Annotated in this window: 27 protein-coding genes; 17 read left to right on the forward strand and 10 right to left on the reverse strand. The window is 35.1% G+C overall.

What is annotated here, in order from left to right; translation table 11 throughout:
* Nucleotides 1–187 precede the first annotated feature (187 nt).
* From mecA to pepF, 4 genes are all read left to right on the forward strand, one after another.
* Nucleotides 188–865: an adaptor protein MecA gene (gene mecA / locus BC6307_RS04625; RefSeq protein WP_066421725.1), complete on the forward strand. Its 678-nt coding sequence runs from the start codon at nt 188–190 to the stop codon at nt 863–865.
* Nucleotides 866–952: 87 nt separating this feature from the next.
* Nucleotides 953–2,464 (forward strand): cardiolipin synthase, encoded by a 1,512-nt coding sequence (gene cls / locus BC6307_RS04630; protein ID WP_066421724.1) that lies wholly within the window; start codon nt 953–955, stop codon nt 2,462–2,464.
* Nucleotides 2,465–2,577: 113 nt separating this feature from the next.
* The gene (locus tag BC6307_RS04635) at nt 2,578–3,723 is read left to right on the forward strand and encodes a competence protein CoiA (RefSeq protein WP_066421723.1); all 1,146 of its coding nucleotides are present in this window, start codon (nt 2,578–2,580) and stop codon (nt 3,721–3,723) included.
* Between the two features lie 143 nt (nt 3,724–3,866).
* Nucleotides 3,867–5,681: an oligoendopeptidase F gene (gene pepF, locus BC6307_RS04640; RefSeq protein WP_066421722.1), complete on the forward strand. Its 1,815-nt coding sequence runs from the start codon at nt 3,867–3,869 to the stop codon at nt 5,679–5,681.
* Between the two features lie 325 nt (nt 5,682–6,006).
* On the opposite strand, the gene BC6307_RS24985 is transcribed toward pepF, so the two are convergent.
* Nucleotides 6,007–6,183 (reverse strand): hypothetical protein, encoded by a 177-nt coding sequence (locus tag BC6307_RS24985; RefSeq protein WP_169714869.1) that lies wholly within the window; start codon nt 6,181–6,183, stop codon nt 6,007–6,009.
* Between the two features lie 263 nt (nt 6,184–6,446).
* On the reverse strand, nt 6,447–6,653 hold the full coding sequence (locus BC6307_RS04645; protein WP_094366072.1) for a hypothetical protein: 207 nt from the start codon (nt 6,651–6,653) through the stop codon (nt 6,447–6,449).
* Between the two features lie 281 nt (nt 6,654–6,934).
* On the opposite strand from BC6307_RS04645, the gene BC6307_RS04650 reads away from it, so the two are divergent.
* Entirely contained in the window at nt 6,935–7,123 is a 189-nt protein-coding gene (locus tag BC6307_RS04650) for a hypothetical protein (RefSeq protein ID WP_066421489.1), read from the forward strand.
* Between the two features lie 21 nt (nt 7,124–7,144).
* Here BC6307_RS04650 and BC6307_RS04655 read toward each other — a convergent pair whose 3' ends face one another.
* From BC6307_RS04655 to BC6307_RS04670, 4 genes are all read right to left on the reverse strand, one after another.
* The gene (locus tag BC6307_RS04655; RefSeq protein ID WP_270065807.1) at nt 7,145–8,014 is read right to left on the reverse strand and encodes a ClpXP adapter SpxH family protein; all 870 of its coding nucleotides are present in this window, start codon (nt 8,012–8,014) and stop codon (nt 7,145–7,147) included.
* Nucleotides 8,007–8,414 (reverse strand): globin domain-containing protein, encoded by a 408-nt coding sequence (locus BC6307_RS04660; RefSeq protein ID WP_066421488.1) that lies wholly within the window; start codon nt 8,412–8,414, stop codon nt 8,007–8,009. The genes BC6307_RS04655 and BC6307_RS04660 overlap by 8 nt, the downstream gene beginning before the upstream one ends.
* A 268-nt stretch (nt 8,415–8,682) precedes the next feature.
* The gene (locus BC6307_RS04665) at nt 8,683–9,309 is read right to left on the reverse strand and encodes a lytic transglycosylase domain-containing protein (protein ID WP_066421486.1); all 627 of its coding nucleotides are present in this window, start codon (nt 9,307–9,309) and stop codon (nt 8,683–8,685) included.
* Nucleotides 9,299–9,904, reverse strand: coding sequence for a CYTH domain-containing protein (locus tag BC6307_RS04670; RefSeq protein WP_066421484.1), 606 nt, complete (start codon nt 9,902–9,904; stop codon nt 9,299–9,301). The genes BC6307_RS04665 and BC6307_RS04670 overlap by 11 nt, the downstream gene beginning before the upstream one ends.
* Nucleotides 9,905–10,046: 142 nt before the next feature.
* Here BC6307_RS04670 and BC6307_RS04675 point away from each other — a divergent pair, with 142 nt between their 5' ends.
* The 4 genes from BC6307_RS04675 to BC6307_RS04690 are packed head-to-tail and all read left to right on the forward strand — an operon-like array spanning nt 10,047 to nt 12,864.
* Entirely contained in the window at nt 10,047–10,421 is a 375-nt protein-coding gene (locus BC6307_RS04675; RefSeq protein ID WP_066421482.1) for a UPF0738 family protein, read from the forward strand.
* A gap of 54 nt (nt 10,422–10,475) precedes the next feature.
* Nucleotides 10,476–11,105 (forward strand): GTP diphosphokinase, encoded by a 630-nt coding sequence (gene yjbM, locus BC6307_RS04680; protein ID WP_066421480.1) that lies wholly within the window; start codon nt 10,476–10,478, stop codon nt 11,103–11,105.
* 15 nt (nt 11,106–11,120) lie between these two features.
* A complete protein-coding gene (locus BC6307_RS04685) occupies nt 11,121–11,915 on the forward strand; it encodes an NAD kinase (protein WP_066421478.1) in 795 nt (264 codons plus the stop codon).
* 58 nt (nt 11,916–11,973) lie between these two features.
* The gene (locus BC6307_RS04690) at nt 11,974–12,864 is read left to right on the forward strand and encodes an RluA family pseudouridine synthase (protein WP_066421475.1); all 891 of its coding nucleotides are present in this window, start codon (nt 11,974–11,976) and stop codon (nt 12,862–12,864) included.
* 10 nt (nt 12,865–12,874) lie between these two features.
* Here BC6307_RS04690 and prpE read toward each other — a convergent pair whose 3' ends face one another.
* Nucleotides 12,875–13,621 (reverse strand): bis(5'-nucleosyl)-tetraphosphatase PrpE, encoded by a 747-nt coding sequence (gene prpE, locus BC6307_RS04695; RefSeq protein WP_066421472.1) that lies wholly within the window; start codon nt 13,619–13,621, stop codon nt 12,875–12,877.
* A gap of 13 nt (nt 13,622–13,634) precedes the next feature.
* On the reverse strand, nt 13,635–14,822 hold the full coding sequence (locus BC6307_RS04700) for an FtsW/RodA/SpoVE family cell cycle protein (RefSeq protein ID WP_066421469.1): 1,188 nt from the start codon (nt 14,820–14,822) through the stop codon (nt 13,635–13,637).
* Nucleotides 14,823–15,267: 445 nt separating this feature from the next.
* On the opposite strand from BC6307_RS04700, the gene BC6307_RS04705 reads away from it, so the two are divergent.
* Nucleotides 15,268–17,331 carry a cation:proton antiporter domain-containing protein gene (locus BC6307_RS04705; RefSeq protein WP_066422005.1) on the forward strand — a complete coding sequence of 688 codons (2,064 nt, stop codon included), beginning with the start codon at nt 15,268–15,270 and terminating at the stop codon, nt 17,329–17,331.
* A 370-nt stretch (nt 17,332–17,701) separates the two neighbouring features.
* Here the strand turns inward: BC6307_RS04705 and BC6307_RS04710 are convergent, their stop codons facing one another.
* Complete coding sequence (locus BC6307_RS04710; protein ID WP_066422030.1) at nt 17,702–19,060, reverse strand: IS110 family RNA-guided transposase; 1,359 nt, start codon at nt 19,058–19,060, stop codon at nt 17,702–17,704.
* Nucleotides 19,061–19,620: 560 nt separating this feature from the next.
* Between BC6307_RS04710 and BC6307_RS04715 the strand changes: the two genes are divergently transcribed.
* From BC6307_RS04715 to BC6307_RS04745, 7 genes are all read left to right on the forward strand, one after another.
* Nucleotides 19,621–20,766, forward strand: a complete 1,146-nt coding sequence (locus BC6307_RS04715) for a polysaccharide pyruvyl transferase family protein (RefSeq protein WP_084380336.1) — start codon at nt 19,621–19,623, stop codon at nt 20,764–20,766.
* The gene (locus BC6307_RS04720; RefSeq protein ID WP_235858091.1) at nt 20,756–21,742 is read left to right on the forward strand and encodes a CgeB family protein; all 987 of its coding nucleotides are present in this window, start codon (nt 20,756–20,758) and stop codon (nt 21,740–21,742) included. The genes BC6307_RS04715 and BC6307_RS04720 overlap by 11 nt, the downstream gene beginning before the upstream one ends.
* Nucleotides 21,743–21,963: 221 nt before the next feature.
* Nucleotides 21,964–22,155 (forward strand): hypothetical protein, encoded by a 192-nt coding sequence (locus tag BC6307_RS04725; RefSeq protein WP_066414756.1) that lies wholly within the window; start codon nt 21,964–21,966, stop codon nt 22,153–22,155.
* Nucleotides 22,156–22,282: 127 nt separating this feature from the next.
* The gene (locus BC6307_RS04730; RefSeq protein WP_066414754.1) at nt 22,283–22,462 is read left to right on the forward strand and encodes a hypothetical protein; all 180 of its coding nucleotides are present in this window, start codon (nt 22,283–22,285) and stop codon (nt 22,460–22,462) included.
* A gap of 127 nt (nt 22,463–22,589) precedes the next feature.
* Nucleotides 22,590–22,844, forward strand: coding sequence for a hypothetical protein (locus tag BC6307_RS04735; RefSeq protein WP_066414752.1), 255 nt, complete (start codon nt 22,590–22,592; stop codon nt 22,842–22,844).
* A gap of 82 nt (nt 22,845–22,926) precedes the next feature.
* Nucleotides 22,927–24,315, forward strand: a complete 1,389-nt coding sequence (locus tag BC6307_RS04740; RefSeq protein WP_066414749.1) for an N-acetylmuramoyl-L-alanine amidase — start codon at nt 22,927–22,929, stop codon at nt 24,313–24,315.
* Nucleotides 24,316–24,438: 123 nt separating this feature from the next.
* Nucleotides 24,439–24,798 carry a CotO family spore coat protein gene (locus BC6307_RS04745; RefSeq protein ID WP_066414746.1) on the forward strand — a complete coding sequence of 120 codons (360 nt, stop codon included), beginning with the start codon at nt 24,439–24,441 and terminating at the stop codon, nt 24,796–24,798.
* Nucleotides 24,799–24,834: 36 nt separating this feature from the next.
* On the opposite strand, the gene BC6307_RS04750 is transcribed toward BC6307_RS04745, so the two are convergent.
* Complete coding sequence (locus BC6307_RS04750; RefSeq protein ID WP_066414744.1) at nt 24,835–25,839, reverse strand: polysaccharide pyruvyl transferase family protein; 1,005 nt, start codon at nt 25,837–25,839, stop codon at nt 24,835–24,837.
* Nucleotides 25,840–25,845 lie beyond the last annotated feature (6 nt).

Raw genomic sequence — 25,845 nt, forward strand, 5'->3', positions numbered from 1 at the left:
ATGCTAGTTAGTAAATGGAAACAGTATTACAATAGGTCAGTTTTTATGGAGGTTTCCCTTCCAAAGGAACGAAAAAAAGGAAAATGAGACGTGAATGGATTAATGTTCATCTCTAATTGCTTCCAAAATAAATATTGGTAGGAAGCGTGTATCATTTACCTATCATTGAAGGGAGTTGTTATGAAAAATGGAAATCGAAAGAATTAACGAAAATACAGTTAAATTTTATATTTCGTATGGTGATATAGAGGAAAGAGGCTTTTCTAGGGAAGAAATTTGGTACAATCGTGAGCGTAGTGAAGAATTGTTTTGGGAAATGATGGATGAGGCTCATGATGAAGAAGATTTTGCTGTGGAGGGCCCACTTTGGATACAAGTGCAAGCTTTAGATAAAGGATTAGAAGTAATTGTTACACTTGCGCAATTATCAAGAGATGGAAAGACTTTCGAAGTTCCAATTTCAGAAGATAAAAAGATGGATTTCCCAGTTGATGAGCGTATTGAATCAATGTTAGATCATCATTTTAACCCTACTAAAGAAGATGATGAACTAGGAAATGAAGATGAAGATTTACTACAGTTTATGATTAAGTTTAAAGACTTTGAAGATTTCATTTCTGTCAGTCATCGGTTAAAAAACTTAGATAACATGGAAAATAGTCTATACTCCTTTGAAGGAAAATATTATTTATACGTAGATTTTGCAAGCGAGCATTATACGGATGATCAAATAGATAATGTACTAAGTGTCTTACTTGAGTACGGTGAAGAAACACAAGTAACGATTCACCGTCTAGCTGAGTATGGTACGATAATTAATAAAGGAAATGCTATGGAAGAAATTTCAAAGCACTTTTCACTATAATCGTGTACCGATTTCATTGAAATGGAATCGGTTTTTTTAAGCCTTAAAACGTTATACTCGTTTTAGGTGACATCGGAGGTGGGATACTTGAAAAATACGTTTAGAGTCACTTTGTTTTTGTTAGCGGTTATTTCTATTTTATATGTTTTTAAGGACTATCTTGGTGGATGGGTACTTGGGATACTCTCCGTTTTGTTTCCCTTGTCAGTTCTATTCATTGCTTTTCTCATATTTTTTGAAAATCGACATCCAACTAGAACGTTAACATGGTTAGTCGTATTAGGGAGCTTCCCTGTATTAGGGTTTATATTTTATATTTTGTTTGGCAGGAATGTCCGAAAGCAAAGACTCTTTCAAAAGAAGGCGTTATTGGATAAACATACAGCAGAACATATAGAAGGCCATCGAAGCTATTCAGAAGAAGAAATGAAGCTGCTCGGTAATGAATATCGTTCGCTTTTTCAACTTTCCAAGAATCTTGGAAGAAGCCCAATTTCATTTGCGACAGAAACGAGGGTTTTAACGGATGGAGACGAGACGTTTTCAAAAATAATAGAAGAACTAGAAAAAGCCAACCACCATATTCATTTAGAATATTACATCGTTCGCCATGATGATTTAGGAAACAAAATTAAAAATATCCTTATTAAGAAAGCAAAAGAAGGGGTCATCGTCCGCTTTTTATACGATGCAGTTGGTAGTTTTAAGCTATCAAACAAATATATTAATGATTTAAAAGAAGCCGGAGTGCAAATTGTTCCTTTTTCACCTGTTCGCTTTCCAGTGTTTAATAATAAAATTAATTTCCGAAACCATCGAAAAATAATCGTTATTGATGGAAACATCGGCTTCGTAGGTGGCTTAAATATTGGGGATGAATATTTAGGTAAAGATAAATATTTCGGATATTGGCGAGACACTCATCTTTATGTAAAAGGTAAGGCGGTTCGTTCACTACAACTTATTTTTTTACAAGACTGGTATTATATGACCGAACAATCTTTGCTTTCACCAGAGTATTTATCTCCTAAATTACAAGAAAATATTAATCATGGCGGAGTTCAAATGATTGCAGGTGGACCTGACCAAGAATGGGAAGTTATCAAAAACTTATTTTTTGCGATGATTACGTCAGCGAGGAAAACGATTTGGATTGCTTCACCATATTTCATTCCAGACGACGATATTTTTTCTGCTTTAAAAGTTGCTGCATTAAGTGGTGTAGATGTAAGGTTATTAATGCCAAGCCGTCCTGATAAAAAGATTGTTTTTTACGCTTCTCGTTCTTATTTTCCTGAACTAATGGAAGCAGGCGTGAAAGTTTTTGAATACGAAAAAGGCTTTTTGCATAGTAAAGTCATTATTGTAGATGAAGAAGTTGCGTCAATTGGTACTGCAAACATGGATATGCGTAGCTTTCATTTGAATTTTGAAGTTAATGCTTTTTTGTATAATACGAAAAGCTTACACAAACTTGTGGAAGACTATGAAGATGATATAAAGAACTCTAAACCGATTGTTAAAGAAGTATTTGCAAATCGACCTTTCTATCAAAGAATAATGGAGTCGTTATGCCGTTTAACGAGCCCACTCTTATAAAACCTAGAGATATTTCTAGGTTTTTTATTTTTTTAAAAGGATATATAAAAAATTTGTCGAAGTAAAGAGTGTCAGTTTCTATTTCCTAGCTAATCAAAGGAGATAGATGGAAAATGTTTATAGCAAAAAGAGAAGATGGCTCGTACTATTCATTATTAGATGGTAAGCCAATTCCCAATAGTGGTCCATATTTTTGCCCAGCATGTGATGGAAAACTTCAAATGAAAGTCGGACAAAAAAGACGTCCTCATTTTGCTCATTACCGTGCAGATTGCAACGCCTCAACAGAGCGAGAATCCCTGTACCATTTAGAAGGAAAAAGGCAACTCTATTATTTACTAAAAAAATATGGAAACACAACGATGGAACATTACGTGATAGAAACGAGGCAACGTATAGATGTGCTGCTAGAAACGAAAAACAGACGTTATGCCGTTGAATTTCAATGTTCTACTATTCCAGCAACATTAATGGTAGAAAGAACGAAAAGTTATTTCTCACAAAACTTGTTTCCTCTTTGGATTTTAAGTAAGAAAAGATTTCAAAATACCCTTCATCAAACAATTTCTTCGTTTGAGTGGCTATATTTAAATTATCCTACCCATTCTACCACTCCATTTTTTATAAGCTTTTGTCCTTACGATAAAAAATTCACATACATTATTCCTTACTTCCCTTATAGTCAACAAAAGGCGTTTATCCTATCATTTTCAACGGAAAATTTATACGTTCACAGCTTTCCAAGTATGAAACTTCCATTTTATTGGCGTAAGCGCTGGGTTGAATATAAACGAAAATGGCGGTACGAATACTGTCTGTATAACGGAATGATAGCGCTAAAAAAATATAGCTATCAACATTATGGCGTTTCGTTAACACAGCTCCCTGCAGAGATCGGTCTTCCTGTTCCATCACAATTTTTCATGCAAACACCTTTAATAGAATGGCAAGCATGGCTCTTTTACGATTGTATATTTACTGTACCTACCGGCTCTATTATTCACCTTCCTTCTGTTGTACAAATGTTTGAAAGGAGAGTAAAAGAAGGAAAAATTAAAATAAGAACGTTACCACTCGTAGAAAGAGTCGATTATACAAACGCTGTTCGCCAATATGTTGAAGCGTTAGTTGCCATTGGATTACTAAGTAAAAAAATGGAAAACATTTATGTGAAAAGAAGGTCGATTAATTCTAACGCTAATATGGAAGAGTTAATGAAACAAGACGAAAGATTTATAAAAGCAATTTCGTTAGTATGACTATTCTTTAAAAGGAAAAATTAAAAAGGAGAAAAACGGAGAGTGTCGAATAATATTGAATGGAGAAAAAATCAAAATATTTCTTATAATGGAGATTTTCTCATATAATAGAAGGATGCCATTATAATTTAGGAGGTTTCAAAATGTCAGAACAAAAAACAGTGAATAAGTTACCTGAGCGTCACGAAATAACTGTTGAAGATACATGGAGATTAGAAGATATTTTTCCGACTGATCAAGATTGGGAAAATGAATTCCTTGAAGTGAAAAATATGATTCCGAAAATTAGTGAATTTGCTGGAACGCTATCTACTTCTGCCAATAAACTATATGAAGTATTACAATATCAAGACGAAATTTCTAGTCGTTTAGGTAAATTATATACATATGCTCATATGCGTTATGATCAAGACACCACTAATGCTTTTTACCAAGGATTAAATGACCGAGCTGCGAACCTTTACACTCAAGTAGCGAGTGCTTTATCATTTGTTGTGCCAGAAATTTTATCAATGGATGAAGAGCAGCTAAAGAATTTTGTTCAAGACAATTCAGACTTACAACTTTATGAGCATGCCTTAGACGAAATTAATCGCCAGCGTCCACATATTCTCTCAGCAAAAGAAGAATCGTTATTAGCGCAAGCATCAGAAGTAATGGGCAATTCTTCTAATACGTTCGGAATGTTAAATAATGCTGATTTAACGTTCCCATCCATTAAAGATGAGAATGGGGAAGAAGTAGAAATTACGCATGGTCGTTATATTCGCTTTTTAGAAAGTGAAGATCGTCGTGTTCGTGAAGATGCGTTTAAAGGTGTTTATGAAACGTATGGTAAATATAAAAATACATTCGCAAGCACGCTTTCGGGGACTGTCAAGAAGGATAATTTCCAAGCAAAAGTACGTAACTATGATTCAGCTCGCCATGCTGCGTTAAGTAACAACAATATACCTGAAACTGTTTATGATAATTTAGTGAATACAATTAATGATAACCTACACCTTTTACACCGTTATGTTGATCTACGTAAAAAAGTGTTAGGTGTAGATGAACTACACATGTATGATTTATATACTCCTTTAATAAAAGATGTGAAAATGAAAGTTCCATATGGTGAAGCGAAAGACTATTTGTTAAAAGGTTTAGCTCCACTCGGGGAAGATTATTTAAACATCGTTCAAGAAGGCTTTAACAATCGTTGGGTAGATGTTCAAGAAAATAAAGGAAAACGTTCAGGTGCTTATTCTTCTGGTACGTACGGAACAAATCCTTACATCTTAATGAACTGGCAAGATAATATTAACAACTTATTTACGTTAGCTCACGAGTTCGGACACTCTGTTCATAGCTACTATACTCGGAAAACTCAGCCGTATCCGTATGGAAATTATTCAATTTTCGTAGCGGAGGTTGCTTCTACTTGTAACGAGGCTTTATTAAATGATTATTTATTAAAAACAATCGATGATGAACAGAAAAAGCTTTACTTATTAAATCATTATTTAGAAGGATTCCGTGGTACAGTATTCCGACAAACGATGTTTGCTGAATTCGAACACCAAATTCACCAATTAGCTCAAAACGGTGAAGCGTTAACTGCTGACTTATTTACGGAAAAATACTATGAACTTAATAAGAAATATTTCGGAGAGAACATTCATATTGATGAAGAAATTGGTCTAGAGTGGGCAAGAATACCACATTTCTATTACAATTACTACGTATATCAGTATGCAACTGGTTATAGTGCAGCAACAGCATTAAGCAAGCAAATATTGGAAGAAGGTCAACCAGCAGTAGACCGTTATATTGAATTTTTAAGTGCTGGAAGCTCCGACTATCCAATCGAAGTACTGAAAAAAGCAGGAGTAGATATGACACAATCTTCACCAATCGAAGAAGCATGTAAAGTTTTCGAGCAAAAGCTTACAGAAATGGAAAAGCTACTATCGTAATACTAAAAAGCAAGGTGCATATTGTACCTTGCTTTTGTATTTGTAAAAAATATATTGTCATTCGATGCTGATAGTACAACAACAAGTTGCAAAGCTACTTTTCTGTAATCTTAGTATATACCCAAGGGATTCCAAAAAAGATAATGATTCCGGATAAAAATGAACTGAAAATAAATGGACTTATTACATTTGTTATAAAAAGTAATACAAGTGCTACAATGAAAAATACTCTCCAATACAGAATAAAGTGTTTCAAAATTATCACCCTAACTAGTAACTAATAGCTAATATATAGACGTGTCAATATTAGCTAATTATTTCTATCTTATTTAAACCCTCTAAACCGATGCTGATTGTTTAATAACGACACAAAAATTAATAAGGATAAAAATAAAAGAACCGATGTAAACAAAAGCGGAAAGACGCGCATTAAACCAAATATATTTAAAATAAAAGCAAAGATAATAAACCCAATAGATAAAATAAAGGTCCACTTGTTCATAAATACTCATCCTTCCCCGTAATGGACTATCTGTCTTGTACTAATGTATGCGAAAGATTATATATAATTTACTAGAAAATTCAAAACGGAAATGTTACAAAGTTGTGAAACAATACAAAGGGGACTTGCCAAAAGTCGACAAAATCTGATATATTATAGATGTGAAACGATTCACATACAAACATATACCCCTTTGTTTGACCGTGAAAAATTTCTCCCATCCCCTTTGTTGTCTATTAAAGACAAGGAAAACGCCCTGGCAATTATGCCGGGGCGTTTTCTTTTGTATGGAATAGACGGGAGGAGGCGTCAATAAATGTCGCAAGTGCGTCAATAAATGTCGCAAGTGCGTCAATAAATGTCGCAAGTGCGTCAATAAATGTCGCAAGTGCGTCAATAAATGTCGCGAGTGCGTCAATAAATGTCGCAAGTGCGTCAATAAATGTCGCGAGTGCAGCAAAAAATCTCACAAGTGCGTCAATAATGATCCAAAAGTTAGGAAGTGAGATATTAAAAGTGAAGCTTTAGTAAAGCAAATGCGATTATGATGAAACTTTTAATAGTAATATCCGTATCTTAGTAGATCTCTTATTCATATTGATCCTTAGGGGTTGAAGGTCTCCTATAGTTATCGGATACAAAAGGGAGAGACTACTTTTACACAGCGAGGTGGAAACTTATAATTTCATGGCTAATTGACACATTCTTTACAAAATCGTATCCCGTTTTTACTACTAATGATGTTAAGAAAATGTATAAAGCACAACAACTGCTTCGAGATGCAGGAATTAAAAAATATAAAATTAGTATGGAGAAGACAGATATAAGATTTGCAGCCTCCATCCCACCGGTTCAAACGTTAAAAGTATGTAAAAGTGACCTTATAAAAGCAAAAGAGGTAGTGCGACAATTAAAAAGTAAACAAAAAAGGTCAGTGTAACTAGCGTACACCGACCTTTCATTATTCTAAATACTTCCAGAATGTACCATACTTTACTGGTACTTGTTCTACTTTTTGCTTTAGGACTAACTTTTTCATTTCTCGTTCAACTTCTTGCTCAGTTAAATTGTAGACTACTGCTAATTCCTTCGTCGCGACAAATTCGAACCTTTTTAAAAACTGCTCAATAGATGGTGGTATATCTGGCTTTAATGTCTCGTTAATCATATCCTGTAGTATTTCTACATATATTTCATATGAGTGACAACCAGAAACTTTAATACCTTCCGCTTCAATATTTTCATTAAAGAAAACGAGAGAAGGAATTTCTTGCACTTCCATTTCGGATGTGATCTTTAAGTCGCATTGTAAAGCTTTAGCTGCATACTCTTCTTTCAAATCTCTTTCGAACTCTTCCACATCTAACTGAACGGAGATAGCACATTCTTTCAAGACGTCGATGTTAGAGATGTCTTGTTTTTGTAAAAACAACACCTCTTGAAGCTTTCGTAAAAACTTACTACCAGATCTTCGTCCTTGTAATTCCGCAGCTTTAATAGCAACGGAAGCAGCAAATGGTGTGGAAATCGGTTGTTCTAGCCAAAGGGAACCATCACAGGACATTCCAGAACGATTTGCAGTACGCTCCCAAGTCTTTGCCATCGTTTCAGGAGCGTTTTTCTTACCTAGATTAAGTGTAGCAAGCTTCCCGCTTAACACATGCTTTATGGTGAAATAACGGCCATATTCAATTTGGAGTTTCTTTAAAATCGGTTCTAAACCCCAACATTCTGGACATAACGGATCAATAAATAAGTAAATCTCTATTGGTTTATTTGTTGTATGCTTGATTGTATTTAAATAAAAAAAGTGTTTATCTTGTTCAATCACTGGAATCTTCCTCTTCATCATCTGGAGTGTTGACCATATGTTGTGCTGTTAGTACAAGCCTATGGAAAAATTCCGTTCGCAAAGGACTATCTAATTCGATTTCATCCATTGCTTTTTGCATACAACTTAACCATGCTTTTGCCCGTTTAGGTGTTATTTCAAAAGGCATGTGACGCGCCCGTAACATTGGGTGACCATGTTCTTCAGTATATAAATTAGGTCCGCCTAAATATTGGGTAAGAAATTGTTTTTGCTTTCTGGCAGTCTCAGTTAGATCATCAGGAAAAATGGGTGATAAATCTGGATGCTGGCTAACACGTGCATAAAAAGCATCGACTAAACGATTAATAACATCCTCCCCACCAATTGCTTCAAAAGGTGATTTGATTGGATTCACCATAATAAGAACTCCTCTTCTCAATAGTTAAGCGAATATATGTTTTAGGACTATTAATACGCTTTTTTATTATCTACAATGGATAACAAATATTTCATTTAATTGTATATTATTTTATCAATGTGGTTGTTATATCTCAAATAATTAGATTCGAAAAACTAAGGAAACTATTAGGAGAAGAGTTGGAATCACTAATAATTACCAAATATTATTTTATAGAAGAGAAAATAGACTTAAAAAAAGCCCTAAATTTGTCTTAGGGCTTTTAAAGTTATGCGTAATAGCTTTCTGTTACTTTCGCAATGTATCGTTCTGTTTCTCGAAATGGTGGGATACCATTGTATTTATCTACATTGCCTGGTCCTGCATTATATGCAGCTAGTGCTAACGTCGTATTTCCGTTATACTTTTGGAGCATTTGACTTAAATATTTCGTTCCACCTAATATATTTTCTCGCGGATCAAATGGATTCAAAACACCTAAGCCACGGGCTGTTGAAGGCATTAATTGCATTAGTCCCATCGCACCAGCATGACTTTTCGCATTAGGGTTAAAATTCGATTCGTGTTGGATAACTGATCTAATCAGTTTCGCATCGACATTATATTTTTCGGAGGCTTCTTTAATAATGTCGTCATAGTTTGTTTTCGTTAACAAAGTTGTGTTCGTGTTTAAAGGATCCAAAGATTTTTGTAAAAGTGGTAATAACGATTCTGTTGTAGCGCTATTTAATGGATGGGTAAATAAGCTATTTCCAACATTTTGTGAAGGGGGAGTCCCTACCGTTTGCTGAAAGATGCTAGAAAATGTTGTTAAGTTATTGTTGCTTTTGTTTGTTCCATTCATATTTTGTAACGCTTGAATTTCTAAAAGAGTTCGATACTGATTAACTCTCATGTTTATAGTCACCTTCTAACGCTTTTTTTTGCTCGTAAAATCGTACAATTTTATTTTTTGTTGGACGGATTGGTATTTCGTATTTGTGTAATAACCTTTCAAAAACTATTTTTCCTTCCTTAAAGGAGGAAGCCTCGTATTCTAATTCATAATCCGTAACACCTAAATAGTTAGATTCGTCTAACACGAGGAGGCCATTTTCATAAGAGAATTGCACTCGTTTTGTCGTAAGGGAGCCGAAATATTGTACAGTAGTAGGATCAATATTTAAGCTTGTCTTCAAAACAGAGGAGATACCACCATCCAATAGTCTTCCTTCATCGAGTATTCGGTTCATATCTGACTGAAGAATCGTTTCATGAGTTTCTAACAGTCCTTCTCCTGCAGGTTGCTTCAACGTTAATTGGTACGCCTTATTTTTTTCGCGTATACGTAAAGCACAACCGTTTTGCTTTAAGTGGAAGTCAGGTGTATCTAAATAATGGTTAATTTGTATTACACCTTCATCGGCAGTATGTTGAAATGCTTTTAATAGACGGGAATACTCGTCTTTCGTTATGATATTTTTGAATTCAATCTCTATTTCTTGATGCATAACATTTCCTCATTTCGCTTTGTCTATTTCTATTATCGGCATAAATGATTCTAATTTCAATGGAAAAAGATTGAGGAAAAATTTATGGAAAGGAATAAACTATGATAAAATATAGGAGGAAATCGCTTGGAAGGAGATGCACATGCAAAAAAGAATAGAAATTAAAGAAACGTTAGTTAATTCACAGCAATTGCAATTACTTGCTGACGAAGTGGCTTTCTCTCTTGAGGAAGTGCAAGCGAGCAATCAAATGTTAGTAGATTCTGACCAACTTTCATTTATTTATAAGCTAGAAACAGCAACAGAATTTGTTTATGTGAGCATTTCACATTCTTTTTGGTCTGCGATAAAAAATGCGGTGGAAGAAAAGAAAGCAATTGTATTAGTAGTAGGAAAAATAGCATTATTATTAACCCAGTTTGCAGAAGAGTTACAATACTTAGTAGAAAATATTAAAGATAACGCAAACTACGGGGAAGACATGGAGAAGAAAGTTACCGAAGTATTTTTCGCCTAATAAAGAAGTTTATGCTTACAAAGCAGATATAGAGAGTTAAAAGGGGTATGCCGTATGATTCAACAATGGGATTTATTTTTAGCGCCGTATAAGCAGGCGATTGATGAATTAAAGGTGAAATTGAAAGGTGCTCGTTCACAGTTTGAAATGCATTCAGAGCATACACCGATTGAATTCGTAACAGGACGTGTAAAGCCAATTGCTAGCATTTTAGATAAAGCAACACGTAAAGGTATTCCGCTAGAGCGGTTAGAAGAAGAAATGCAGGACATTGCAGGAATACGTATGATGTGTCAGTTCGTTGATGACATCCATCGTGTTGTTGATTTGTTGAGGAAGCGGAATGATTTTAAAATTATTGAAGAAAGAGACTACGTAACTCGAAAGAAAGAAAGCGGGTATCGGTCTTATCATATGGTTATAGAATATCCAGTTCAAACGATTAAGGGAGAAAAGATTATTCTAGTCGAAATTCAAATACGTACGTTAGCAATGAATTTTTGGGCTACCATTGAGCATTCTTTAAACTATAAATATAGTGGTCAGTTTCCACAAGAAATACATGAACGTCTCGTTCGAGCAGCGGAAGCCGCTTATCTTTTAGACGAAGAAATGTCCCAAATCCGTGGGGAAATACAAGAAGCACAAGCAATATTCTCAAGAAAAAAAGAAATGGATACATAATGGGGAGGTGAGCAGATGAGGTTTGCGATTACGTCCAAAGGTGATGCAGTGTCGAATACGTTAATGTTAAAAATGAAAACATATTTGCAAGACTTTGAGCTCATTTATGATGAGGATCGTCCAGATATCGTCGTTTCCGTTGGTGGAGACGGGACATTACTATATGCTTTTCATCGCTACAAAAGTAGATTAGATAAGACTGCTTTTATCGGAGTGCATACTGGACATTTAGGCTTTTATGCCGATTGGGTACCAGAGGAGATAGAAAAGCTCGTCATCGCCATTGCTAAAACACCATATCAGACTATTGAATACCCTCTTCTAGAGGTGATTATCCGTTACATAGATGGTGGCAAAGAAACGAGATATTTAGCGCTTAATGAATGTACAGTGAAAAGTGTAGAAGGAACGTTAGTAATGGACGTTGAAATTAAAGGCCAGCCTTTTGAAACGTTCCGTGGAGATGGTCTCTGTATTTCCACACCTTCTGGAAGTACTGCTTACAATAAAGCGTTAGGTGGGGCAATATTGCATCCGTCATTACCAGCCATACAAATTGCAGAAATGGCCTCTATTAATAATCGTGTTTTTCGTACAATCGGTTCACCGTTAGTTTTACCAGATCATCATACATGCTTACTTAAACCCGTAAACGATGTAGATTATCAAATAACAATCGATCATTTAACATTACTTCATAAAGATGTAAAGTCGATTCAATGCCGAGTGGCTAAAGAGAAAATAAGGTTTGCTCGATTTCGTCCGTTTCCATTTTGGAAAAGAGTTCGTGATTCCTTTATTTCTGGTTAAACGAAGCAATCAGCACTTGTCTGGTTGCTTTTTATTAATATTTTAAAGAGGGTAAAACATGTTCACACTTCACTTTATTGTAAAAAAACAAGACGAAGGGAAACTACTCCGGGAATTTTTAAGAGAAAAGCATATTTCTAAATCAGCTCTAGCAGATATTAAGTTTGCTGGCGGATCCATTCTTGTAAATGGCAACCGAGTAACAGTTAGGTATATGCTTCGAATTGGTGATGATATAGAAGTCACTTTTCCAGAAGAAATAAGTAGTGAGGGGTTAAAAGCTGAACAGTTGCCGCTCGATATTGTTTACGAAGATGATTATGTTCTCGTCTTAAATAAAGCACCATACATGAATTCAATCCCATCAAGAGAACACCCAACAGGTTCTGTTGCGAATGCACTCCTATATTATTATAAAAAAAATGGGTTGCATAGTGCTGTCCATATCGTAACAAGATTAGATCGAGACACATCGGGCCTAATGCTCATTGCGAAAAACCGTTACATTCACCATTTATTTTCTTTGCAACAGAAAGATCACTCTATACAACGATCCTACATTGCAATCGTTCATGGCAGGCTAAAGAAACGAAATGGAATAGTTAATGAGCCGATTGGAAGAAAAGAGACGAGTATTATTGAAAGGGAAGTGCGACAAGATGGGCAACACGCAATTACCCATTATGAAGTGATGGAAGAGTATTCACAATCCAGTTTATTAAAATTAAAATTAGAAACTGGTCGAACACACCAAATTCGAGTACATTTGTCATACGTCGGAAATCCACTACTGGGAGATGACTTATATGGCGGAAAAAGAGACCTAATAAAGCGACAAGCACTTCACAGTTGCGAATTAACATTTTTTCATCCGGTTTTAGAGCAAGAGTTACACTTTCAGTCAAAACTTCCGGCAGATATGCAACAACTATTAAATATGGAGGAGTAGGATAATAATCCTACTCCTTATCAAGGTCCCGAAATTTCTCTTCTACTAGCGGCATAGACGATGGAACAGACACGGTTTCCATCTCAGGATAACGAACGGCTGACAAAGAACCACCGAACACTGCTCCTGTATCAATATTAACCGTATTGTTGACAAACCTCGGTTGCTTAACAGGAGTATGACCATAAACAATCCATGCGTCCCCATCGTATTGTTTCGCCCAATCACGGCGAACAGGCATACCGTTTGCTTCAAACTCACCAGTAATATCTCCATATAGAACGAACGTTTTTACCTTTTTGGAATGCTTCCCAATATAATCTTTCTTAATTCCTGCGTGGGCAATAATTAGTTTTCCGCCGTTTAAAACATGATACAATGGTGCATTTTCATAAAGCTTTACAAATAAATGGTTATACTTCTTTTGGTCTTTTCTATTAAGTGCTTCGAATTCTGCTACAGTTGTTTCTAAACCGTGCGTTATTTGTACTTTATTTCCTAAAAAATATCGATACAATTTATTACAATGGTTTCCGGGTACGTAATAACCTTTCCCGCTTGATACTACATTTGCTACAAATTCTATTACTTTTAAGGAGTGAGGTCCTCGGTCCGTTAGATCCCCTACAAAACCAAGCCTTCTCTCTTCAGGGTGTCTAACCCTACTTTCTTCATCAATCGTGTAGCCTAATTTTTCTAATAAAATTTTTAATTCATCATAGCAACCGTGTATATCACCAATAATATCTATTTTCATTTTTTCTCCTCCATTAATCAAACATATATTGTTTCGATTTGCCGTAAACATTTAACACAATCCCAATTGCGGCCATGTATGTAACTAATGAGCTTCCCCCGTAGCTTACAAATGGAAGTGGGAGTCCTGTAATAGGCAGGAGGCCAATCGTCATTCCGATATTTTGAAACACCTGAAAACCTATCATTCCGACAATACCTGCGCATAGAAAACTTCCAAACGTGTCGTTACATTGTAAGGCAATGGATACAATACGAAAAATTAATATGAAAAACAATGAAATAATAATGCTACCGCCAAGAAAACCAAACTGCTCTGCCGCCATAGCGAAAATAAAATCGGTATGTGACTCAGGAAGAGCTACCTCTACATGACCAAAACCTGTTCCGTATAACGTTCCAGAACCAACAGCTTTTAAAGATTGCAGAAGCTGGTATCCATAAGCATCAGAATGACCATGTGGGTCTAGCCACCCATAAAAACGACCTAATTGATACTCATGAAACCCATATTGGTAAAAAAAGTTTGGGAATTTTAAATATAAAAAAATAAAACTAGAAATGATTAGTAGGATTGACGTCATTAATCCTAGCAATAAACGCCACCTAATACCTGAAATTAATATATACGTGATGAAGATGGAAGTATAAATCATCGTCATTCCGAGGTCAGGTTGCCTAACTAAAAATAAAACAGGACATAAAAATAGAAAAGTTAATTTAAATATAAGCATCCATTCTTTTTTTAAAATGGCATCAAAGTGTAATTCGTCTTCTTCTAAGCTTTCACGAAACTGTGTTAATACGATACTAGAAGCAAATATATAAAAAAGCTTCATAAATTCTGACGGTTGCACATTTCCGATGCCAGGAATGGAATACCAACTCGTAGCCCCGTTAATCGTTAATACTTGAGGCGAGATTGATATATCTAACCCAATTAATAAAATCATTCCAATCGCATATAAATAATAACCGAAATGTCGATAACGCTCATAATCAAAAAAGAGACATAAAACAGTACCAGTACTTCCAATAATATACCAAAACGTTTGTTTTTGAACAAAATGAACAGACTGTAATTTAGCTGGTAATGACGGCTGAATGGCAGATAATATAATGAGACTAATAAGTGCTAATAAAAAAATAATCATTAAAACGGTGTAATCAATCTTATATTCCGTCGTCATATTCTCTTCCATCGTTATTCCTCCTTTAGTGTAGATATAAATTCAAGTGAAATACGAACCATGGCGCATGAAAATAGGGATTTATATTTGGGTGCTATAAGTTTTTTCCTTTCAAGGTCTAGAACCGAAAGTGGAACGGAGCGGAAGGTGCGAGACTCCAGCGGGAGTAGCGTGAGACTTGAGACCCCGCACGTAGCGAAGCGAAGGAGGAGGCTCAAGCCACGCCCGCGGAAAGCGAGTACCTGCAGCGCAGTGAAACGGACTAAATCTTAACCACTAGCCCTTTTTAAGGATAAAATAATAGAAATCCGTACCAAACTTTTTGTATTATTATTTTATAAAATATAATGCACCATCCCCTCATCCGCAGGTATGTTTTCTTTACCGTCATGTTTGGGGATGGTATAATCTTTAACTATGTGTAAAAAGCAATTTTGAAAGGATCGGGGGGAAAGCTTTGTTTGAATTTCCTATTACCGAACCAGTTTTATTATTTGCGATTGCAATGATCATTTTCTTTATTTTTCCCTACTTTATGAAATTATTACGAATTCCTGGTCTTATCGGGCCAATATTAGCAGGTGTAATAATTGGACCAAATGGGCTAGGGGTATTAGAACGAACGCAAACGATAGAATTATTAGGTACGGTAGGCTTATTATTTATTATTTTTATCGCTGGATTAGAAATGGATTTAGACGGATTTAAAAAATACCGAAATAGAAGTATTGTTTACGGCTTATTATCCTTTTGGATACCGTTAATTTTAGGAACGTTAGTAAGCTTAATGCTCGGATACAATTTAGCTGCTTCTGTATTAATCGGGTCTATTTTAGGTTCCCATACGCTTTTAGGCTATCCAATTGCTAGCCGATTAGGTATAGGAAAAAATAAAGCTGTCACTACAGCAGTAGGTGGAAGTCTTTTAACGGATACGTTTGCTTTATTAATACTTGCAGTAATTACGGGAGCAGCAGCTGGTCAGTTAGATATTTATTTTGGAGTTAAATTGACCATTTCTATCATTATTTTTGTTGCCGTTATTTTCCTCGGAACTCCATTCATATCACGTTGGTTTTTCCGCAATGTAACGACGGAAGGACCTGTAGAATTTACATATGTAATGGTCCTTTTATTTACAGCTGGTTCGTTAGCGGTGGTTGCTGGTCTTCAACCAATTATCGGTGCCTTTTTGGTTGGGTTAGCACTAAATCGTTTCATCTTCGAACAAGGTGCGTTAATGAACAGAATTCGATTTACAGCCAATGCGATTTTTATTCCATTTTTCCTACTTTCTGTCGGGATGTTAATGGATTTAAGAGTGCTTGTAAGCAATCCGAAAGCTTGGGTGTTAACGGGTTTGATCGTTTTAGGTTTATTAATTGGAAAATATAGTGCAGCCCTCTTAACGAGTAAGTTATACGGTTATTCCAAAGAAGAGAACTTAGTAATCTTTGGTTTAACAACGCCTCAAGCGGCAGCAACTTTAGCAGCTACACTAGTAGGATTTAATGTCGGTTTACTTGATCAAGTAACGGTTAACGGTGTTATTATTATGATTTTAATTACTTGTATTATTGGCCCATACATTGTTGAAAAGTATGGCCGTAAATTAGCACTATTAGAAGAGCAACAGCCAATGAAAAGTAATGAAGCGCCAGAGCGTATTTTAATACCAGTTGCAAATCCGCAAACGATGAGTGGGTTGTTAGATTTAGCTTTTGTCATTAGGCAAACACGATCCGTCGATAATCCGCTTTATGCGTTAAGTGTAGTTCAACGTGATATGTGGTCAGCTGAAGCAGAAGTCGCTAAAGCTGAAAAAATGTTAAGTGCAGCCGTTACGTACGCTAGTGGGGCAGATGTACCGCTCCGAGTCACAACACGTGTTGATCGAAACGTTGCTATCGGTATTAACCGAGCAATTGCAGAAGAGAGAATTACGACACTTGTTGCAGGATGGAATGGAGAGCGTTCTGGTCCACAGAGGATATTTGGCGGCGTTATTGACCAAGTATTAGATCAAACGAATATATCGGTACTCATTACGAAATTAGGACATAAATTAAATACGACGAAACGAATCGTTCTTGTGATACCGAGCGGAATGGACCATAAATCTGGTTATTGGGATGCGTTAAAAAAAGTGAAAGTAATAGCTAGTAACTTAGGTGCAACGATTCAATGTTATGTATTAAAAGACTTTCCTGATACGTACAAAGCTCATATGAAGGAAATAAAGCCAAACCCTCCAACAATTGTGGAATGGGTACAAGATTGGGTAACTCTATACGAACAAAAACTTCAAACATTGCAAAAAGACGATATCGTTATCGTATTAAGTGCAAGAAAAGGGACGGTTGGGTGGCATCCACAGCTAGAGCGCATACCGAAACGCCTAGCTTCGATGAATCCGGAAAGCTTTATTATTTTCTATCCAGCTGAAGGACAATCAGACCTACGTGGGTCAAGAGGAACTGAAGTGCCACGTGAAGTATTGTTTACGAATGATTACGATTAATTAAAAGTCTTAAGGCCATATTAACTGATTTCAGTTAATATGGCTTTTTATCGTTTAGCGTACAATGTCAAATACTTTTTTTAAGTTTTTGCGTAACTCAAACACACCTACCGAAATTTACTTTTTTTTCAAGTAGCGATTAACCAAGTTAGTATGAAACAGACGTCATTTTCTTGATTCAGAAATGGGTATACACTCGCTTCTTGGTCTGCATTGATGCATTCTGGCATAGAGTACAAAGTTTATTTTAACGTACTGATTCGCATTTACAGGACGAGTGGGATAAAGCTAAACGTCGAGGTCAGAGCCTCAGGAAACTGGATGCGATCTCCACTCGAACCAAAAGAATGACGCCTATTTATATTTGTTTTTAAGCAGCTATTGGTAGTGTGAGCTTTTTAATTACTTCTTCTTTGTAATTATAAGTGGGGTTATTCCACTGAAATGGTTGCTGATTTTTAAGCATTGCAAATGCAATTTTAAGGAATTTGTTTCCCATAGCGATGTAGGCTTGTCTCGTCTTTTTTCCGTTTTCTTTTAAGCGTTTATAAAAAGGTCTTAGAGCCTCATTATGAGTGGATAGAGTTTTCCCTGCATTGAAAACGGCTCTTCTTAGGTTTGCGTTCCCTTGTTTAGAAATTTGTCCGTAATAACCCTTTTCAGGTCCAGATTGCTTAATAGTTGGATTTGTTCCTGCCTTTTTAATAAGTTGACTAGCACTGGTGTAGTGCGAAAGATCGCCCATTTCACAATAAACTTCGGCAGCTGTAACAAGCCCAATACCTGGAACAGTTAGGAGAAGCAAGCCGTCTGTATCAATGAAAATTCGCTCAATTTCTTGTTCATAGGCTTTAATGTTCTCAGTATGCCATTGATAGTCCTTAAGCTTTTGTTTTAAGATAAAGAGCTCGCTAGAAAGTTCTTCGATGGGTTTCGAAACACTTTCACTCGCAGCGAAAAGTAGTTTTTCAATAGTGGTATTACGCAACTTTAAGTTGTACTCCTTGGATAATTTGCGTAAGCCAAGTTCTCCTAATTCTAGTAGTTGAGAAGCGTGCGGAAAGTTAACTAGTAGATGTAAACTTGCTTTCCCCCAAAAATCACTAAAGATGTTTTTTGTTTTCACTTTACCATCCACTAAAACGCTATATCCCTGGTATTCACGCCAGATATGATCATGAATAGCACGAATTTCAACCTTGATACGAGAACGTTTGTTAACTTCATTTCTTCTAGCACGTGTAAGATGTTGGAGTTGTTTATAATGCCCTGTAGGCAGTTTAGCATTAGTCGCTTTATTACCAATTAAAGCCTCGGCAATTAAATACAAATCTATGTCATCAGTTTTCGTATAAGTAAGATGTTGTTTTCGTTCTTCGTGCGTAGAAGCAGGATTAATAATGTGAACAGAATATCCTGCATCTGTTAAGATTCGAACAATATCTTCATAATAATGACCCGTCGCTTCTATACCTACAAAAACCTTTTCTGCTTGACAAAACTTTTGAGCAGTCTCTATCTTATCAAAAAGATACCTAAATCCACCCTGACTAACCATAAAGGAAAATGGGGTTTGGATGACTTCTCCAAAATAATTTAGAATCATGGACTTCTGTAAAACCTTTGAAACATCGATAGAAACAATCAATACTTTCTCTAAATCAGCACCTCTAAGTTCTTTTGCGAATTGACTTCTTCTTAATCCTTGTTTACCATTAAGTAGTCTCATTGACTATGACCTCCTTTGGATGGGTGGGTGATTGAGTAAACTTGGTTAAGTACTTCAATCGTAGCATAGTCATGGGACTTTTTTGTGTCCGAAAATATTATTTCATACACCAGAAACTATAAGCGTGTATATTTTGTGGATAACTACTAACTTTACTTACGTTACGTCTAGCTCCTTTGGAAAAGGCCCTCGAGACATAAGTCAGTCACTTCCGGTGGACAAAGAGTTTCCACCGGCAGCGCCGCACCTTTCTTGTCGGGCCAGACTGAGCCGCCTCCGCTTTTGTGTCGGCGCTTAGGACCTATCAAACTTCCTGTTCCGTCCCTTACGATAAGTCAACAACAGCCTACCAAACGTTCATTGTGTTTCCTTTTATTTCCTATCCGGAACAGTCCAGTTTGTACGGGCCTGTTCAAAGCGCCTGCGCTTTTGTTATTTAAAAATAATTAGAAATGTGCATAGTAAATATAACTATATCGCTATTTTTATATAACTATTAACTGCTCGTTTGCATATATTAAAAGGAGCTTTATCACTTAAATAAATAGAGAAGGAGAGATATGATGAAAGTTCTGATTCACGGTTTTTATGGTGCAGGTAATGCAGGTGATGATGCAATCCTTCATTCTATTATAAATACGTTGAAAGATCTTGATAAAGAGGTAGAAGTAACGGTAACAACTAGGTCAAATAATATTTCAGCGTATTATGACCAAGAAAATACCACTAGTATTCTTGGAAGCGACATAAAGGGAATAACATCTAAATTAAAAGATTGCAACCTATTAATTGTAGGTGGTGGTGGGCTTTTTCAAGATTATAATTCATTCAGTCCTGAAAATATATTTATTAATCAACAGGGAGCATTGAATTATTATTCTTACCCCATTATTTTAGCAAAGATGTTAAACGTTAAAACAATGCTTTATGCTGTTGGTATTGGTCCTTTATATCAAGAAGACTCTAAACAAACTATGAGATGGATTGCAGAAATAGCCGATAATATAACTGTACGTGATACCTATTCCTATGAGCTATTACGAAAACTAGGGGTTACTAAACATGTTTTAGCAGCCGATCCAGCAATAAAGTTACCATCAAAACTTAGTACAGTTGCTAAAAAGTTAACGAAAAACTCACCTAATGAGTTGAATATTGGTTTGAATATGCGTAATTGGTCTTATGCTGAAGAGGAACTAATAAAAATACAAGGCAATCTTTTAAACTATTTAAATAGTATAGCTAATAAATATGCCATTAAATACTACATCATGCCTTTTAACAAACTTCCTTCAGAAGTGAAGAAAGCAAAAGAACTTGCGGAATTGTTAAATGGAAATGCAGAAGTAATAACATACGATAATTCTCCAGAAAGATATAAATATGTATGTGGCAAACTAGATTTAATGATTGCAATGAGGTTACATGCTAGTATTTTTGCAATCTATGAAGGTGTACCTAGTATTGGTATCTCATATGATGGAAAAGTGGGGCAATTTTTTAATGAACTACAATTGAATGATTATTGTTTTGAATTTAATAATCCTAACTACGATAAGCTTTATGAAAAAATAGAAGATTGTTTAAAAAGGCCAACATTTCATAAAAAGATTCAGCAAAATAAACGAAAAGGTTTAATTGAGAGGGAAGATAATAATAGAAAGAGTCTAATAGAAATTTGCGAGTTGAATTCTAATGATAAATAAACGTTTGAAAATCGTATTTATTGGAAGATATACAGAAGGTCAAACTGGAATTGTAAGAAGTATTTATATGGGCTTGTTGGAAAATGGTTACGATGTACACGAAATTAATATTTCTTCTCGTCCTAATATTGTGAAGAACCCATACAAAAAATATGGTGGACATGGGCCGGTATATGTGGATTGGAGATTCATTAAAGAGGAAGTAGAGACCTTTAAGCCGGATATTATATTATTTTGTGCCGGTGGCTTGACCTTTTCCAAGGAGGTAATGGAAGAGGTTAAAAGAAAGTGTACCGTTATAGGTCTAACTTTAAGCGACCCAGATGTTTTTCCAACGGTAAGTAAATATGCAGACTTATTCGATTATCACACAACCAATTCAAAAAAATCATACAAGGACTATAAGGATTTAGGACATCGTAATATTCATTATCTCCCTTTTGGTATCGATTCTCGATTTTTTGAACCACGTTTATCGGAACAAAAATACCGTTCAGATGTTTCTATCATCGGCCATTATCGACCAAACCGGTTAGAAATAGCCAGTCCCTTGTTAGGAGAGAGTTTCAATGTGAAGATTTTTGGGAGAGATTGGCCAATTCAGTCAGAAGGGCCAGTTTATGGCGATGAATGGTTTAAAGCTATGTACTCTACGAAAATAATTGTTAATTTTCCAAAAACAGGGGCTGGCTATACTAACGTAAAAGTTGGTATTTTCGAAGCGGCAGCAACAGGAAGATTAATAATGACCGAATATTTTGATGAAATGAAAGATTTTTTTGATTATGATAAAGAAATTGTTGGTTATAAGGATAGGGATGATCTAATTAAGAAAATATATTATTATTTAGAGAATCCTGCCAAAGCTAATATAATAGCTCAAGCTGGACGTATGAAATGTATGCAAGAACATACATGGAAGAAAAGGTTAAGTTCATTTTTAGATTCTATTGAAATAAAAGAAAGTTGTTTTTAAAAGACTTAAAACTATTAGATTTGCAATCATGATAGAGTCGCAATTAACGCGACTCTATTATTTTATTAATAATAATGTGTAAATATGTAATTTATAAAATGAGCATTATTTTTATGTAAGTAGTCCACGCTCAAATCTATCATTCAACATATTATATCGTGAACTTGATAGAAAGGAGGGATGTTTTAATAGTTAATAAAATATAGAAAGGAGGGTTATAAGTGAAATATTATAGAGAACTGGGAACTAACCGTCTATTAGCTGAAAACTTAGCTGGTACTACGGACTTAACGAACCGAAAGTCTGCGGTAAGGGGGCAACCTTCTGTTGTAAATGTAAATAATATCTATATAACACTAGATGCAGATTCTTTTGCCAAAGCAAACCAAGGTCAAGCACAAGGACAAAGTTAATGAAAAAAACAATGTAAACTCTGATAATGGTCAAGAAAATGAAAGATTCAACTATATTGTAGTCCAATCAAAATATTCTATTACGAATAAAATAATAGTGAGTTTCATATAACAAGGAGGGAAATAAATGAGTAAGAACTGGAGCTTAAATGGTAACGTAGCTGGGATTAGTGATCAATTTAATAGGGGAAAAAGAGATAGAGGTGATACTAATCCATCTGTAGTCAATGTAAATGATATAAATATTAGAATTGACGCAGATTCTACAGCAAGAGCAAATCAAGGTCAAGTCCAAGCACAAGACTAAAAAAATATTAAAATTATTAGCCAAGCAAAGTAATAAAATGAGTTAATCATCTAAAAGGAAGTCCAATCAAAATCTATTAATTCGAATAATATAATAATGAGTTTACTAGAAAAAGGAGGAAAAAAAATTGGGTAACAAATGGAATTTAACTGGTAATGTAGCTGGAGTAAGTGATCAGTATCAAAAAGGTAGCGTAGCTGGAGCTAGGGGGCGATATGGAGGAGATGTAGCTGGTGCTAGCGACCAATATTGTTGGAGTAAGAAACGTAGATCCGATTCAGATGCATCTGTAGTAAATGTGAATAACATTAATATTAGAATCGATGCTGATTCATTCGCACGAGCAAACCAAGGGCAATCTCAAGCTCAATTTGATTTTTAAATATTAAAAGAGGGCTTAAGGGAAGGCCGCTGACTTTAATAAGCGGCGGTCTTCTTTAATTAAAAAATTAGGAGGGAAAAATATGACACTAATTGTCCTAGATCCAGGACATGGCGGTAATGACCCCGGAGCTGTCAATAATAACTATCAAGAAAAAAATTTCACTTTAACCATTTCTAAAAAAGTTAGTAGCATCTTAAAAGCTAATTATAATGTTACGGTATTGATGACGAGAGATAGCGACCAAACCCTTTCATTACAGGCAAGAACAAACATTGCTAATTCAAATAATGCAGACTATTTTTGTTCCATTCATATAAATGCCGGTGGGGGAACAGGATTTGAAAGTTTTCGATATAACGGACCTATTTTACCTCAAACAAAAGCGCTACATGAATCGATGCACCGAAATATAGTTAGTTCATTAAATACGAAATACAACATAAGAGACCGCGGAATAAAAACAGCAAATTTCCATGTATTAAGGGAAACAAAAATGCCAGCTGTTTTGCTAGAAATCTTATTTATTGACAATGAGGCAGATCTAAGACTTTTGAGGAAGGACTCATTTATAGACGATGTAGCAAAAGCCATAGCGGATGCATTAGCAAAAGGCCTCAATTTACAAAAAAAAATAACTAATCAACTATTCAGGGTAATAGCAGGCTCATTTTCTAAAAGGGAAAATGCTGAAGCTCGTGTGAATCTGTTAAAGGAAAAAGGAAAAAATGCAATATTAACGTCTATAACTCGTAATGGAAACACTTTATATCGAGTACAAGCAGGAGCTTTTCATCAGAGAACTAATGCGGAAAAATTAATAAATGATTTAAAGCAACTAGGAATAGATTCCTTTATCTATGTTGGAAGCGTAAGTACACCACCTCAACCATCTAATCCTCAACCTTCACCGAATACAAACGATTATTCTATTTTGGGCGAATACCTTGTAAACCCAGCCTATCTCGATCAATTTGTAAAAAAGGTAAATAAAAATGCACCTTCGTTAGGAACGCTATATGTAAATATTGGGAATGAATATGGAGTTCGAGGTGATGTTGCTTTTGCACAAGCAATTCATGAGACGAATTATTTCCGATTTACAGGTGTGGTTAAAGCGGACCAAAACAATTTCGCAGGTATTGGTGCTACTGGAGGCGGAGTAAGTGGTGCAAGTTTTAAAACTGAGAGAGAAGGAGTCCGAGCACATATTCAACATTTATTCGCCTATGCATCTAAAGATAAGTTGCCACCTAACGATAAATTAGTAGATCCTAGATTTAATTATGTTACAAGAGGTAGTGCAACACAATGGATAGATTTAAATGGAAAATGGGCTGTTCCTGGAACCAACTACGGGCAACAAATTTTGTCTATTTATAAAAGGATATTAGAAGAAGAAGTGCTGACCGAATGGGTAAAGTTAGAAAAAAAGAAAGAACTATTAAAAAATGAATTGAAAGATTATTAACTAGCTAGACTATTTCGTTTAACGGAATAGTTTTTTCTTTCTGTTATGAGGAGTAATAGAAAGAAATTCGGAAGAGCTTGCAGCATAAATATAAATAAAGCAGAAATAAATGGAGGGGTATTAATGAAGAATCAGGAGTCATCTGGGCGTCAACAGCGTCACCCACGAATGTATCTACATGCTGAAACTGTAAATAGTAAGCAAAAAAACATGCAAAATATATACACAGAAAATCTTCAACAAAGAAATAAACATTACAAACACAAAAACTTTAATAAACTTACAATAATAGAAAAGGTAAAGTTTTTTATAAGTGAAGATCAAAATAAAAAAATGTGTGAAATTAAATTAAAAGATGAAATTGTTATCGGAAAAATAGTGAGCAACCATGAGGAAAGAGTGGAAATACAACAGCCTAATAAAAACACAACAATCTATGTAAACATAAGAGATATACAGGAGTTAATAGTAATTGGTATATAAAGGGAAAGGAATACCTAATTAGGTATTCCTTTCCCTTTAATTTGCTTTTAGTACTTCCGTTTTTAACTTTTGAATTTTTTCGTCGCTTAGCTTTTCTACACTTTTAATTTTGGTTCCTAATGTAATCATTTTATTAGGACCGATTTTCAAAAAGTCTTCAATTTTAGTTTGAATTTGTTGCTGTGGTGCTTCGTAATCACTATAAAACTCACTAATATTGAATTCACTTAAAAGACTAGTAACTTTACTTAATTTGCTGAAACAAAAGGTTGGAATAGAATTTCTAATTGCAACTAAGGAAGGGTGTAATTTAAATGAAATTAAGAAATCTAACGATTGTATAAAGCTGTAAGTTACATCTAGATATTTGTATTCAATGACAGAAATACGAGCATTAGGATTAATCTTTAGTATTCTTTCCATTAATGTATTGCAAACAGAAAGATCAGAGTATTTATTTTTATTATCTACTACCGAAATGATTGAAATGCGATAATTCTTCTTTTTAGATATAGTTGCTAAAATATTTGTCATTTTAGTTAAAGGGAAATCCTTGTAGGCGAAAGGACAGAAACCAACATTTGTCTCGAGTGGATTTTTTACAATAGGGAAGCTAGGCTGTTTGTAACTAAATGCAATATCTGGTACTTGTTCAATAATACCGCTGTGTAGTTTCATGTTAGTAGCTAGTTTTTTAGAATTAGCATCTCTGACATATAACCCTTCAGATTGTGAAATGATATTTCTATATTTGTTTACTTCTTCCTTTGGCCAAGTGTGTTCGGGATAAAAGTCAACGATGCCGACTCCATAAACCCAGTTTTTTACTTGTAACAATTCATTAGGAAAGTAGGAAGGATTAAAGGAGTAAGGAATAATCAAGTCTCCTCCACCAACGATAACCCGATCACAATCAAATCTATTAATTGGGTAAATTAAAGGAAAAACTTTGTGAGAATGAAATACTTGTTTAAACGTCTCTAAAAATAGCTCATCACCAAAGTTGCCAAAACCATAATAGCCTCTAATGCCAATTTTCATATTATT

The organism is Sutcliffiella cohnii (assembly GCF_002250055.1).
Classification (GTDB): Bacteria; Bacillota; Bacilli; order Bacillales; family Bacillaceae_I; genus Sutcliffiella; species Sutcliffiella cohnii.

Coding starts and splice junctions, on each gene's coding strand:
- BC6307_RS04670 (WP_066421484.1), bottom strand. CDS start 9,904: ATGCATCAAGAAATAGAGATTGAATTCAAAAATATCATAACGAAAGAC.
- BC6307_RS04660 (WP_066421488.1), bottom strand. CDS start 8,414: ATGGTGAATCCAATCAAATCACCTTTTGAAGCAATTGGTGGGGAGGAT.
- BC6307_RS04745 (WP_066414746.1), top strand. CDS start 24,439: ATGAAGAATCAGGAGTCATCTGGGCGTCAACAGCGTCACCCACGAATG.
- yjbM (WP_066421480.1), top strand. CDS start 10,476: ATGATTCAACAATGGGATTTATTTTTAGCGCCGTATAAGCAGGCGATT.
- BC6307_RS04690 (WP_066421475.1), top strand. CDS start 11,974: ATGTTCACACTTCACTTTATTGTAAAAAAACAAGACGAAGGGAAACTA.
- BC6307_RS04665 (WP_066421486.1), bottom strand. CDS start 9,309: ATGAGAGTTAATCAGTATCGAACTCTTTTAGAAATTCAAGCGTTACAA.
- BC6307_RS04730 (WP_066414754.1), top strand. CDS start 22,283: ATGAGTAAGAACTGGAGCTTAAATGGTAACGTAGCTGGGATTAGTGAT.
- BC6307_RS04720 (WP_235858091.1), top strand. CDS start 20,756: ATGATAAATAAACGTTTGAAAATCGTATTTATTGGAAGATATACAGAA.
- prpE (WP_066421472.1), bottom strand. CDS start 13,621: ATGAAAATAGATATTATTGGTGATATACACGGTTGCTATGATGAATTA.
- BC6307_RS24985 (WP_169714869.1), bottom strand. CDS start 6,183: ATGAACAAGTGGACCTTTATTTTATCTATTGGGTTTATTATCTTTGCT.
- BC6307_RS04675 (WP_066421482.1), top strand. CDS start 10,047: ATGCAAAAAAGAATAGAAATTAAAGAAACGTTAGTTAATTCACAGCAA.
- BC6307_RS04650 (WP_066421489.1), top strand. CDS start 6,935: ATGTATAAAGCACAACAACTGCTTCGAGATGCAGGAATTAAAAAATAT.
- BC6307_RS04635 (WP_066421723.1), top strand. CDS start 2,578: ATGTTTATAGCAAAAAGAGAAGATGGCTCGTACTATTCATTATTAGAT.
- pepF (WP_066421722.1), top strand. CDS start 3,867: ATGTCAGAACAAAAAACAGTGAATAAGTTACCTGAGCGTCACGAAATA.
- BC6307_RS04740 (WP_066414749.1), top strand. CDS start 22,927: ATGACACTAATTGTCCTAGATCCAGGACATGGCGGTAATGACCCCGGA.
- BC6307_RS04715 (WP_084380336.1), top strand. CDS start 19,621: ATGATGAAAGTTCTGATTCACGGTTTTTATGGTGCAGGTAATGCAGGT.
- mecA (WP_066421725.1), top strand. CDS start 188: ATGGAAATCGAAAGAATTAACGAAAATACAGTTAAATTTTATATTTCG.
- BC6307_RS04685 (WP_066421478.1), top strand. CDS start 11,121: ATGAGGTTTGCGATTACGTCCAAAGGTGATGCAGTGTCGAATACGTTA.
- BC6307_RS04710 (WP_066422030.1), bottom strand. CDS start 19,060: ATGAGACTACTTAATGGTAAACAAGGATTAAGAAGAAGTCAATTCGCA.
- BC6307_RS04750 (WP_066414744.1), bottom strand. CDS start 25,839: ATGAAAATTGGCATTAGAGGCTATTATGGTTTTGGCAACTTTGGTGAT.
- BC6307_RS04700 (WP_066421469.1), bottom strand. CDS start 14,822: ATGGAAGAGAATATGACGACGGAATATAAGATTGATTACACCGTTTTA.